We start from the raw sequence: 10,839 nt of genomic DNA on the forward strand, positions 1-10,839 counted from the left end.
CGTCCCGCTCATACTTGAGGCGACCCTGCGATGGCGCGGTATATCTTCATCACCGGCGGCGTGGTTTCCTCCCTCGGCAAGGGGTTGGCCTCGGCGGCGCTGGGCGCCCTGCTGCAGGCGCGCGGCTATACGGTGCGGCTGCGCAAGCTCGACCCCTATCTGAACGTCGATCCGGGCACCATGTCGCCCTATCAGCATGGCGAGTGCTTCGTCACCGACGACGGCGCCGAGACCGATCTCGATCTCGGCCATTACGAGCGCTTCACCGGCCGCTCGGCCAATCGCATGGACAATGTCACCACCGGCCGGATCTATCAGGACATCATCACGCGCGAGCGGCGCGGCGATTATCTCGGCGGCACGGTGCAGGTGATTCCCCATGTCACCAACGCCATCAAGGAATTCGTCCTCGACGGCAATTCCGGCTATGATTTCGTGCTGGTCGAGATCGGCGGCACGGTCGGCGACATCGAGGCCATGCCCTTCCTGGAGGCGATCCGCCAGCTCGGCAACGACCTGCCGCATCACCATTGCGTCTATATCCACCTGACGCTGCTGCCCTATATCCCCTCGGCGGGCGAGGTGAAGACCAAGCCGACCCAGCATTCGGTCAAGGAGCTGCGCTCGATCGGCATCCAGCCGGATATTCTGCTGTGCCGCGCCGACCGCTCGATCCCGGCCGAGGAGCGCCGGAAACTCAGCCTGTTCTGCAATGTCCGCGAATCGGCGGTGATCGAGGCGCTGGACGTCTCCTCGATCTATGACGTGCCGCGCGCCTATCACGCCGCCGGGCTCGATCATGAAGTGCTGGCCGCCTTCGGCATCGAGCCGGCGCCGCGCCCCGACATGAGCCGCTGGAACGCCGTCACCGAGGCGGTGCATAATCCCGAAGGCGAAGTCACTATCGCCATTGTCGGCAAATATACCGGCCTCAAGGACGCCTATAAGTCGTTGATCGAGGCCTTGGCTCACGGCGGCATTTCCAACCGCGTGAAGGTCCATCTCGACTGGATCGAATCGGAAATTTTCGAGCATCAGGATCCCTCGCCTTATCTGGAGCATGTCCACGGCATTCTGGTGCCGGGCGGTTTCGGCTCGCGCGGGGCGGAGGGCAAGATCGCGGCGGCGCGTTTCGCCCGCGAGCGCCGGGTGCCTTATTTCGGCATTTGTTTCGGGATGCAGATGGCGGTGATCGAGGCGGCGCGTTCGCTCGCGGGAATCGCGCAGGCCGGCTCGACCGAATTCGGCCCGACGCCCGAACCCATCGTCGGCCTGATGACCGAATGGATGCGCGGCAATGAATTGGAAAAGCGCTCGCACAGCGGCAATCTCGGCGGCACGATGCGCCTGGGCGCCTATCCTGCCGAGCTGAGGCCGGGCTCGAAAATCGCTGAAATCTATGGGACGAGCCATATTTCGGAGCGCCATCGCCATCGCTACGAAGTCAATATGGGCTATCGTGAGCGGCTGGAGGCCTGCGGGCTGGATTTCGCCGGCACCTCGCCGGACGGCCTGCTGCCGGAGACGGTGGAAATCGCCGACCATCCCTGGTTCATCGGCGTGCAATATCACCCCGAACTGAAATCGCGCCCCTTCGAGCCGCATCCTCTCTTCGCGAGCTTCATCGCGGCGGCCAAGGCGCAGAGCCGGCTGGTTTGAGCGGCAATTAGCCGCGCGGTCAGTTGCGAGCACGGGGCTTCCTCGGCGGCGCGGAACAAGGCGTTTTCGAAGGTCAATGTTTTCGTCGATCTACTGCCGCAGGGGCCGGGCCGGTCTCCCTCTCCCCGTGAACGGGGAGAGGGCAGGGGTGAGGGGCGTCTGACAGAGCGCTGTCCGGTCAGGTTTGGTCAAGGGGCGTCGGCTTTCGAGGCGTTGGCGCTTCAGGCCCCTCACCCCAGCCCTCTCCCCGCAGGCGGGGAGAGGGGGCGCCGGGCCCCTCGAAGATAGAGGGAGGCCGTCATTGCAAGCGAGGCGAAGCAATGACGGCATGCGAGTGGGCGCGCTCAATCCTCTATCGGCGTCGCATGGGCCTCGGTGAAGCCGGCCGTGGCGAGGCGGTCGAGCGTCGCCTGAAGCCCCGCGGTGTCCGGGCAGATCGTCAGCTCCACCATCTTTCCCCAGCGCAGGCGCGCGACATGGCGGCCGAAATTTTCTGTCGTCACGCCGTCGGCGCCGTGATTGCTCTCCCGCCAATCGACCAGCACGAGCGTGTTCCAGGGTGGGCCGGCGATCTCGATCGCCTTTAGATCGAATTTAATCCCTGGCAGCAGACGGTAGAGCCGCGCGTACCAATCGCGGGTCGCGGCGAGCGAATGGCGCGTTCCGCCCAAGGCGGAGCGGCCGAGAAAAGCATGAGCGAAGCGCGGCGCGAAGGCGTCGAGCACCGGCTGCGCGTCGCCACGGCCCACGGCCTCGAATAGAGCGACGATCCGGTGGTGGACGAGGGCATGATACATACTCGCCTCCTAAATCATTTATTATCCTTAAAGTTCAATAAATGAACTATAAAATGCCATATTGCGTTCAATCATGCAACTGACTAGTTTGGCGGCTCCGAGGCCGTCATTGCGATTGGGGAAACGCGCGCATGGAAAGAACGAGTTTCGCCGAAATGCGCTGTTCGCTGGCGCGGGCCTTGGAACTGGTTGGCGACTGGTGGACGCCGCTGGTGCTGCGCGATCTGTTCATCGGCGTGAAGCGGTTCGACGCGCTGGCCGAAGACCTCGGCGTCTCGCGCAACCTCCTGACCCGTCGGCTCAAGGCGCTCGAGGATCATGGCGTGATCCAGCGGCGGGCCTATCAGGAGCGTCCGCGCCGTTACGAATATGGCCTGACCGAAGCCGGCCGCGACCTCGTGCCGATCCTGATCGCGCTGACCGCCTGGGGCGACCGCTGGGCCCAGCCGGAGCAGGGCGCGCCGATCCTGTTTCGGCACAAGGCCTGCGGGTGCGGCTTCCAGCCGCGCATCGTCTGTTCGGCCTGCGGCAAGCCCTTCGGCGCCGATGACGTCACGCCCATGCCGGGGCCGGGCGGGGCGGCGCTGCCGGGCACGAAGGTCGTCGCGCGACTGCTCGCGGGCTCTGGGCAAATGGGCGAATGAACGGGCGGGCCGGCCAGCGGATTTGCGTTTACAACACCGGCCCGGACCTCTTAAGCTCGCGCGGGCAAGCAGGGCCAGCATCAAGGCGATGACCGATAAGAACGATATTTATCAAGATGATATCGCGGGATATCGGCAGCCGATGGTGACCTCCATCGGCATCATCATGGGTTTCCTGCTTTCGTTTCTGGCTAATTCCGCCGTGCAGCCGGACGCTTTGCACGCGACGTCCCGCATGGTGTTCGACGTGATCGTCTTCACCCTCGTCGTCAGCATCGGCCTGTTCGGGGCGGTTCTGTTCCGTCTGCTCGACAACCGTCGCTACGAAAATCCCGGCCGGCGCTATCAGGCCACCCTGCGCTTGTATATGGGGGCTTTGACGCTGGCCTTCGCCGGGCTGACCGTAGCTATGCTCCTCTGACAAGGCGCCGAAACGCCGGTTCGCCGCGCCGATGGCCCAGCCGGGCGGCGGCGACGGAAGGCTTGCCTGCACGGCGCGATTGACCGATAAGACCCGCGCCGCTCACAAAGAACTGGTCATGCCGCGTCATATCACCCATGTCTCCCTGGTCGCGCGCCGTCGCGAGGACCTCGCCGAAGGCTGGCGCAAGCGCGGCTTCGCGCTGGAGGCGGGGGGCGCCGGAATCGCGCTAGCGGATGGCGTGACGCTCGATTTTCGCGACGCCGGCGTCGTGGCTGTCGGCCTGAGCGCGGGACCGGGCGTGACGAGTGGCGCGAAACCCGAGCCGCTGGACGGGGCGGGGGCCTGTTTCCATCTGGCCGAGCCGGCGGCGGCGGGCGCGCCGGAGCACGCCAATGGCGCGGTCGCCTTGCGCGCCGTGGGCGCTGTTGCGGAATCGCCCGCCGATCACGCCGAATTTCTCTCCGCCCTCACCGGCCAGCGCGAAATGCTGGCGACGTCGGCGGGGCTGGAAATCCGGCTGAGTGGCGCGAGCCTCGACGTGCTGAGCGCGCCGGCTTTCGCCTATCGTTTCGGCTTTTCGCCGCGTCCGGGCGGCTTCCATGTCGGCGGCCTGGTTTTCGCGGTCAAAAATCTGGCGGAAACGGCCGCCATTTTGCGAACCCACGGGCTCGAGCCGCGCCTTCAGGCCGGCCGCCTGCTCGCCGGCGCCGTGGAAGGCGTCGGCATCGCCTTCGAACAGGCGTGATCGGAGATTTCATGTCAGAAGCCGCAAGAAACGCCGTCGTGACCATTGGCGCGGGCCCGCGCGCCGCGCGTTTCGGCAATGATCTGCCGCTGGCTTTGATCGCCGGCCCCTGCGCGCTGGAAAGCCGCGACCATGCGCTGTTCATGGCCGAGAAGATGGCGGCGCTGACCGAAAAGCTCGGCATGGATTATGTGTTCAAATCCTCCTTCGACAAGGCCAACCGCACCGCGGCCTCCGGCAAGCGCGGCGTCGGGCTCGATGCAGCGCTGGCCATTTTTGCCGAGATCAAGCGTGAGTTTGGCCTGCCCGTCGTGACCGATGTGCATGAGAAGGAGCAATGCGCGGCCGTCGCCGAAGTCGTGGACCTTCTGCAGATCCCGGCCTTTTTGTGCCGGCAGACCGACCTGCTGCTCGCGGCCGCTGCGACCGGCAAGCCGGTCAATGTGAAAAAGGGCCAGTTTCTCGCGCCCTGGGACATGAAGAATGTCGCCGCCAAGATCTATGACGCCGGTAATCCCGATGTGCTGGTGACCGAACGCGGCGCCTCGTTCGGCTATAATACGCTGGTCACGGATTTTCGCGGCCTGCCGATCATGGCGCGCGAGATCGGCGCGCCGGTGATTTTCGACGCCACCCATAGCGTGCAGCAGCCGGGCGGGCAGGGAACGTCCTCCGGCGGCCAGCGCGAATTCGTGCCGGTCCTGGCCCGCGCGGCGGTCGCGGTCGGCGTCGCCGGCCTGTTCATCGAGACGCATGACCGCCCCGACGAGGCGTTTTCGGACGGCCCCAATATGGTGCCCCTCGCCGAAATGCCGGCTTTGCTCGAAAGGCTGAGCGCCTTCGACCGGCTCAGCAAGGGGCTTTGAGGACGGCGGCTAATCGCCGGTCGTTTCACCAGTGGCGCCAATGGTGGTGGTGACGCCAGCCGTGGTGGTGACGCCAACCATAGTGATGGCCGTGACCCCAGCCATGATGCCAACCGTGCGCGGAGGCCGGCGCGGCCGCCAGCGGCAGCGCGCAGAGCAATGCCAAAGCCATGGCCAAGATGTTGATCTTGCGCATTGGAGTCTCCATTCCGTTCGGGTCAGCGGAAAGTCGCCCGCATCGCTTGGCGCTCGCTTGATGACGAAGGGCGCCGGACGTCAAAACGATTGGTTGTCGTCGCCGCCGTCTTCGCGGTCCCAGTCATGCCAGCGATGGCGCCAATGGGGGCGAGGCTGGTCCCAGCCCCAGCGGTCCGCGTTTTCATAGCGATTCCAGCGACGGTCATCGTCGCCGTATCGACGCCAGCCGGGTTGGTCCGGCCCGCGATCGTATTGGTCGTTTTGGCTGTAGCCGCGGTCGTATCGGTCGCCCCAATCCTGTGCGGAGGCGGGCGCGACGCCCAAGACAGGCCCCAAGATAAGCCCTGAGGCGAGGATCGAGGCGGCGACGAGAGATTTGAACATTTCAGGCTCCCCAACATCTCTGGCGAACTGTCGGGAAGAATGAGCCGGACCGCCTGAATGGCGGCTGAACCGGCGCGATCCGTTCAGCGCGGGCGCACGCTCAAATGCGGGTGGCGCCGCGCGTGGGGATGGTGATGACCCGGCCGATGCAGTTCATGCTGGCGCCGGACGAAATCCCCGTTCCGAGCGCCCTCCGGGCGGCGCGCGGCGCTCGTCTGGGCCGCGCCCGCGGCGCAGGAGGCGGCGAGCAGGGCGAGGGTCAGCAATGTCCTGAGCATGTTTGGTCCTCTCGACGTCAATGGGCGAAGGTCCGCCAGAAGATGAAGACGGTCATGGCGGCGTTGAGGCAGGAAATGACGATGCGGGCCGGCGCCGGATCGATCTTGCGGGCGTAACGGGCGCCGAGATAGCCGCCTATGATCGCGCCGCCGAACAGGATGAACGTCTCGCGCCAATAGATCAGCCCGCCGAGGATGAACAGCAAGGTGGCGGTGGCGTTCATCGCGGCGTTGAGCAGATTACGCGCCGGCTGCATGGCGGCGATGGAGGCGGAGGTCAGCAGGCTCCACGCCGCCAGCATCATGATGCCGACGGCGCCGCCGAAATAGCCGCCATAGACGCCGAGCAGGAACTGGCTGACCAGCATCATGCGCGGCGTGATGTGGATGCGCTCGCGCAGCCAGGCGCCGGCCTGATTGCCGAAGGCGAAGGTCAAAGTCCCGAACAGCAGCAGGAAGGGCACCAATGTGGCGAACACGCTCTGTGGCGTGTGTTCCAGCAGCAGGGCGCCCGCGCCGCCGCCCGCCACCGAGAGCAGCGCCATGTCGCGAAAGCGAACGCCCTCGAAATCCTGGAAATCCTTGCGATAGGCATAGGCGCTGGCGAGCGCGCTCGGCACCAGCGCCACGGTGGAGGAGGCGTTGGCGTTGAGCGCCGGAACGCCCGCCGTGATCAGGGCCGGCAGGGTGACGAAGGAGCCGCCGCCGGCGATGGCGTTCATGGCGCCGGCGAGCAGACCCGCGCCCGCGATGAGAAAGACGTCGTTCACGCCGTCCGCCCGAACACGCGCGTGAAGATCGTGTCGACGTGCTTGAGGTGGTAGCCGAGGTCGAACTTCTCTTCCAGTTCGGCGTCGCTCAGCAGCTTCTTCACGTCGGGGTCTTTTTTCAGCAGGTCGAGGAAATCGCCCTCGCCGCGCCAGACCGGCATGGCGTTGCGCTGGACATATTTATAGGCGTCCTCGCGCGAGGCGCCCTTTTGCGTCAGCGCCAGCAGCACGCGCTGCGAATGGACGAGGCCGCCGAGCAGGTCGAGATTCTTCTGCATGTTTTTTGGATAGACCAGCAGCTTGTCGATCACGCCGGTCAGGCGCGCCAGCGCGAAATCCAGCGTCACGGTGGCGTCGGGGCCGATCATGCGCTCGACCGAGGAATGCGAAATATCACGTTCATGCCACAAGGCCACATTTTCCATCGCCGGCAGCGCCATGCCGCGCACCAGCCGGGCGAGGCCGGTGAGGTTTTCGGTCAGCACCGGATTGCGCTTGTGCGGCATGGCGGAGGAGCCTTTCTGGCCCTCCGAGAAATATTCCTCGGCCTCCAGCACTTCCGTGCGCTGCAAATGGCGGATCTCTATGGCGAGGCGCTCGATGGACGAGGCGACGACGCCGAGCGTGGCGAAGAACATGGCGTGACGGTCGCGCGGGATGACCTGGGTCGAGACCGGCTCCGGCGTCAGGCCCATTTTCGCGGCGACATGCTCTTCGACACGCGGGTCGATATTGGCGAAAGTGCCGACGGCGCCGGAAATGGCGCAGGTGGCGATTTCCTCGCGCGCCGCCACGAGGCGTTTGCGGGCGCGGGTGAATTCGGCATAGGCCTCGGCCATTTTCAGGCCGAAGGTCACCGGCTCGGCGTGGATGCCGTGCGAGCGGCCAATAGTCGGCGTGAGCTTGTGCTCGAAGGCGCGGCGCTCGATGGCGGCGAGCAGGTCGTCCACATCCTTGATGAGAATGTCGGCGGCGCGGGCGAGCTGGACCGAGAGGCAGGTGTCGAGCACGTCGGACGAGGTCATGCCCTGATGGACGAAGCGCGAATCCGGCCCGATGAATTCGGCGAGATGGGTCAGGAAGGCGATGACGTCATGTTTGGTGACGCGCTCGATCTCGTCGATACGGTCGACGTCGAAGGTGACGTGGCCGGCCTTTTCCCAGATCGCCTTGGCGCTTTCCTTCGGGATCACGCCGATCTCGGCGAGTGCGTCGCAGGCATGGGCCTCGATCTCGAACCAGATCTTGAACCGGGTCTGCGGCTCCCAGAGGGCGACCATTTCGGGGCGGGAATAGCGGGGGATCATGGGGGTGACTCTTGCTGGAAGGGATGTGAATCTTGGGGGCGGATTCCTTCTCCCCTTGCGGGAGAAGGTGGCGCGTCAGCGCCGGATGAGGGGTTCTTCGCCGGTTGCGTCCCCCTGATCCGTCTCGCCTGCGGCGAGCCACCTTCTCCCGCAAGGGGAGAAGGGAGGACCGTGTTATACGACTTCGCCCCGCGCCATCTGGGCGGCGAGGCGGAGGGCTTCGATGTTCTTTTTGTAATGCTCCGGGCCGCCCTTGAACACCGCCGAGCCGGCCACCAGCCAATTGGCGCCTGCCCCGATAATGTCCATCGCGTTTTCGGCCGTGACGCCGCCGTCGACTTCGAGATCGATCGGCCGCTCACCGATCATCGCTTTCAGCCGACGCAGCTTTTCGAGTGTGGCGGGGATGAATTTCTGGCCGCCGAAGCCGGGATTGACCGACATGACCAGGATCAGGTCGATATCGTCGAGCACATATTCGACCACATCTTCCGGCGTCGCCGGATTGAGCGAGACGCCGGCCTTCTTGCCCATCGCCCGGATCGCCTGCAGCGAGCGGTGCAGATGCGGGCCGGCCTCGGCATGGATCACGATATAATCCGAGCCGGCTTTGGCGAAGGCCTCCAGATAGGGATCGGCCGGCGAGATCATCAGGTGGACGTCGAAAATCTTGTCGGTGGTCGGGCGGATCGCCTTCACCACATCCGGCCCGATGGTGATATTGGGCACAAAATGACCATCCATGACATCGACATGGACGATATCGGCGCCGGCCGCGACAATGGCGCGGATTTCCTCGCCGAGTCTGGAGAAATCCGCCGAGAGGATGGATGGGGCGATTTTCAGCGGGCGCATGGTCGTTTCCTGCTGTTTCGTTGAAACCCGCTCCTACAGGATCGGCGGGCCCGCGTCCACACTTGCGCCCGTGGCGCCGCTGTTGCAAGGCTGTGTCAAAGCTAGCGCCGGGGCGGAACAAACGCCTCGCGCCAAGGGAATGTCGTCATGCGTCAGACCGATGTGCTCGTGCTTGGCGCCGGAATTGTCGGCGTCGCGGCCGCCCTGCAGATCCAGGCGCGCGGGCGCGGCGTGATCCTGGTGGACCGGCGCGGCGCCGGCGAGGAGACCTCGTTCGGCAATGCCGGCCTGATCGAGCGCGCCTCGATCTTTCCTTATCTCTTCCCGCGCGATTGGCGCGCTCTGGCGGTCTATGCGGTCAATGGCGCCAATGAGGCGCGCTATCATTTGCGCGACCTGCCTTATTTTGCGCCCTGGCTGCTGCGCTATTGGCGGGAGAGCGCGCCCGACCGCGCCTTTCGCAACGCCATGGCCGTGCGCCCGCTGATCGAGGCTTGCCTGAGCGAGCATGAAAAGCTGATGGCCCAGTCCGGCGCGCTGGGTCTGATGCGCAAGACCGGCTGGCTCAAATTGTTCCGTAGTGAGGAGACCTTCGCGGCGGGACAAGCGGCGGCGGAGAAGATCGAGCCCTATGGCCTCAAGGTGGCGCTCTATGACGCGGCGGCCTTGCGCGCGATCGAGCCCTCGCTGTCGGGCGTCCACGCCGCCGTGCATTATCTCGATCCGGCCTCGTTGTCGGATCCGCTGGCGCTGACGCAGAGCTATCTGGTCTTGTTCGAGCAGCGCGGCGGCGCGTTCCTGCGCGGCGACGCCAGGACCTTCCGGCCCGCCAGCGCCGGCTATGGCGTCGAGACGGAGCAGGGTGCGATTGTCGCGCGTGAGGCGGTGGTTTGTCTCGGACCCTGGGCCGATATCGTGACCGGGCCGCTCGGCTATGCCGTTCCGATGGCGGTCAAGCGGGGCTATCACATGCATTATGCGCCGGCGTCCGGCGCCGTGCTGAATCATCCGGCGCTCGACGCCGACAATGGTTTTCTGCTGGCGCCGATGGCGCGCGGGATACGCATGACCACCGGCGCCGAATTCGCGCGGCGTGACGCGCCGCCGGATTACACCCAGGTCGACGCCGGCGAGATTGTCGCGCGCAAACTGTTTCCGTTGGGGGAGAGGCTTGACGCGCAGCCCTGGATGGGGCGTCGCCCCTGCCTGCCCGATATGCTGCCGGTCATCGGACCGGCGCCGCGCCACAGGGGCCTGTGGTTCAATTTCGGTCACCAGCATCACGGGCTGACTCTGGCCGCCATTTCAGGACGGCTGCTGGCGGAAATGATGATCGGCGAAAAACCTTTCGCCGATCCGAAACCGTTTGCTATCGAGCGGTTCTGAGCCGCGGCCCCGGCCGGCGGCGGCTCGATCCGTCAGGTCACCAACGGCGATAGCCGCCATAATAGGGGTGGCGGTAGCCGCCGTAATAGGGGCGGCGATAATAGGGCCGCGGGCCATAGAAGCCGTAGGGACGATAGACGGGCCGGGGCGCGTAATAGCCGCCGCCGTAGCCATAGCCATTGGGGACGCAACGGCCCCACGGATTGACATGCCAGCCCGGGCCGCAGCGCCAGCCTGCCTGTTCGATCGGCGCGGCGATTCCGCCGGCGACCGGCGCAATGGGCATGGCGTCCGCCGTCGCCGCTCCGCCGAGGCTCGCGCCGAAAAGGGCGGCGGCGACCACGAAGCCTTTTCCGAAAAATGTCATTTCGTCTCTCCTGCACTAGAGTAATGCCAATATAATCAACGCAGATGAACCCGGCGTGAACTGGAGCATGAGCTGTGCGCCAGAGACGAAACGCGTCGCGGCGAAAAAAGTTTTCTGCCAGGCTCATGTTATAAAGAAGGCGGAAGCCGCCGCCCGGGG

The 10,839-nt window shown here is 65.4% G+C and carries 13 protein-coding genes; 6 read left to right on the plus strand and 7 right to left on the minus strand.

Features of this window, described 5'->3' with window-relative positions:
• The first annotated feature begins 30 nt into the window (after window positions 1–30).
• The gene (locus tag ACE3S9_RS08205) at window positions 31–1,659 is read left to right on the plus strand and encodes a CTP synthase (protein ID WP_374545957.1); all 1,629 of its coding nucleotides are present in this window, start codon (window positions 31–33) and stop codon (window positions 1,657–1,659) included.
• A gap of 344 nt (window positions 1,660–2,003) precedes the next feature.
• Here the strand turns inward: ACE3S9_RS08205 and ACE3S9_RS08210 are convergent, their stop codons facing one another.
• Entirely contained in the window at window positions 2,004–2,456 is a 453-nt protein-coding gene (locus ACE3S9_RS08210) for a nuclear transport factor 2 family protein (protein WP_374545958.1), read from the minus strand.
• A 131-nt stretch (window positions 2,457–2,587) separates the two neighbouring features.
• On the opposite strand from ACE3S9_RS08210, the gene ACE3S9_RS08215 reads away from it, so the two are divergent.
• The 4 genes from ACE3S9_RS08215 (at window position 2,588) to kdsA (ending at window position 5,135) form a co-directional block, all read left to right on the plus strand.
• On the plus strand, window positions 2,588–3,100 hold the full coding sequence (locus tag ACE3S9_RS08215) for a winged helix-turn-helix transcriptional regulator (protein ID WP_374545959.1): 513 nt from the start codon (window positions 2,588–2,590) through the stop codon (window positions 3,098–3,100).
• A gap of 88 nt (window positions 3,101–3,188) precedes the next feature.
• Window positions 3,189–3,521 (plus strand): hypothetical protein, encoded by a 333-nt coding sequence (locus ACE3S9_RS08220; protein ID WP_374545960.1) that lies wholly within the window; start codon window positions 3,189–3,191, stop codon window positions 3,519–3,521.
• 79 nt (window positions 3,522–3,600) lie between these two features.
• A complete protein-coding gene (locus ACE3S9_RS08225; RefSeq protein WP_374545961.1) occupies window positions 3,601–4,269 on the plus strand; it encodes a hypothetical protein in 669 nt (222 codons plus the stop codon).
• Window positions 4,270–4,280: 11 nt separating this feature from the next.
• On the plus strand, window positions 4,281–5,135 hold the full coding sequence (kdsA, locus tag ACE3S9_RS08230; protein ID WP_374545962.1) for a 3-deoxy-8-phosphooctulonate synthase: 855 nt from the start codon (window positions 4,281–4,283) through the stop codon (window positions 5,133–5,135).
• Between the two features lie 276 nt (window positions 5,136–5,411).
• On the opposite strand, the gene ACE3S9_RS08235 is transcribed toward kdsA, so the two are convergent.
• The 5 genes from ACE3S9_RS08235 to rpe all read right to left on the minus strand — a co-directional run bounded on the left by ACE3S9_RS08235 (window position 5,412) and on the right by rpe (window position 8,927).
• Window positions 5,412–5,717 (minus strand): hypothetical protein, encoded by a 306-nt coding sequence (locus tag ACE3S9_RS08235; protein WP_374545963.1) that lies wholly within the window; start codon window positions 5,715–5,717, stop codon window positions 5,412–5,414.
• 83 nt (window positions 5,718–5,800) lie between these two features.
• Window positions 5,801–5,995, minus strand: a complete 195-nt coding sequence (locus tag ACE3S9_RS08240; RefSeq protein WP_374545964.1) for a hypothetical protein — start codon at window positions 5,993–5,995, stop codon at window positions 5,801–5,803.
• Window positions 5,996–6,012: 17 nt separating this feature from the next.
• A complete protein-coding gene (locus tag ACE3S9_RS08245) occupies window positions 6,013–6,765 on the minus strand; it encodes a sulfite exporter TauE/SafE family protein (protein WP_374545965.1) in 753 nt (250 codons plus the stop codon).
• Entirely contained in the window at window positions 6,762–8,072 is a 1,311-nt protein-coding gene (purB, locus tag ACE3S9_RS08250) for an adenylosuccinate lyase (protein WP_374545966.1), read from the minus strand. Before purB ends, ACE3S9_RS08245 begins: the two co-directional genes overlap by 4 nt.
• A gap of 174 nt (window positions 8,073–8,246) precedes the next feature.
• Window positions 8,247–8,927, minus strand: coding sequence for a ribulose-phosphate 3-epimerase (gene rpe, locus ACE3S9_RS08255; protein WP_374545967.1), 681 nt, complete (start codon window positions 8,925–8,927; stop codon window positions 8,247–8,249).
• 147 nt (window positions 8,928–9,074) lie between these two features.
• Between rpe and ACE3S9_RS08260 the strand changes: the two genes are divergently transcribed.
• Complete coding sequence (locus ACE3S9_RS08260; RefSeq protein ID WP_374545968.1) at window positions 9,075–10,313, plus strand: NAD(P)/FAD-dependent oxidoreductase; 1,239 nt, start codon at window positions 9,075–9,077, stop codon at window positions 10,311–10,313.
• A gap of 37 nt (window positions 10,314–10,350) precedes the next feature.
• Here ACE3S9_RS08260 and ACE3S9_RS08265 read toward each other — a convergent pair whose 3' ends face one another.
• Window positions 10,351–10,680: a GCG_CRPN prefix-to-repeats domain-containing protein gene (locus ACE3S9_RS08265; protein WP_374545969.1), complete on the minus strand. Its 330-nt coding sequence runs from the start codon at window positions 10,678–10,680 to the stop codon at window positions 10,351–10,353.
• Window positions 10,681–10,839: the final 159 nt, after the last annotated feature.

This window comes from Rhodoblastus sp. (assembly GCF_041915505.1).
GTDB lineage: Bacteria > Pseudomonadota > Alphaproteobacteria > Rhizobiales > Beijerinckiaceae > Rhodoblastus.

Coding starts and splice junctions, on each gene's coding strand:
- ACE3S9_RS08215 (WP_374545959.1), top strand. CDS start 2,588: ATGGAAAGAACGAGTTTCGCCGAAATGCGCTGTTCGCTGGCGCGGGCC.
- kdsA (WP_374545962.1), top strand. CDS start 4,281: ATGTCAGAAGCCGCAAGAAACGCCGTCGTGACCATTGGCGCGGGCCCG.
- ACE3S9_RS08210 (WP_374545958.1), bottom strand. CDS start 2,456: ATGTATCATGCCCTCGTCCACCACCGGATCGTCGCTCTATTCGAGGCC.
- ACE3S9_RS08205 (WP_374545957.1), top strand. CDS start 31: ATGGCGCGGTATATCTTCATCACCGGCGGCGTGGTTTCCTCCCTCGGC.
- ACE3S9_RS08265 (WP_374545969.1), bottom strand. CDS start 10,680: ATGACATTTTTCGGAAAAGGCTTCGTGGTCGCCGCCGCCCTTTTCGGC.
- ACE3S9_RS08260 (WP_374545968.1), top strand. CDS start 9,075: ATGCGTCAGACCGATGTGCTCGTGCTTGGCGCCGGAATTGTCGGCGTC.
- purB (WP_374545966.1), bottom strand. CDS start 8,072: ATGATCCCCCGCTATTCCCGCCCCGAAATGGTCGCCCTCTGGGAGCCG.
- ACE3S9_RS08240 (WP_374545964.1), bottom strand. CDS start 5,995: ATGCTCAGGACATTGCTGACCCTCGCCCTGCTCGCCGCCTCCTGCGCC.
- rpe (WP_374545967.1), bottom strand. CDS start 8,927: ATGCGCCCGCTGAAAATCGCCCCATCCATCCTCTCGGCGGATTTCTCC.
- ACE3S9_RS08220 (WP_374545960.1), top strand. CDS start 3,189: ATGACCGATAAGAACGATATTTATCAAGATGATATCGCGGGATATCGG.
- ACE3S9_RS08235 (WP_374545963.1), bottom strand. CDS start 5,717: ATGTTCAAATCTCTCGTCGCCGCCTCGATCCTCGCCTCAGGGCTTATC.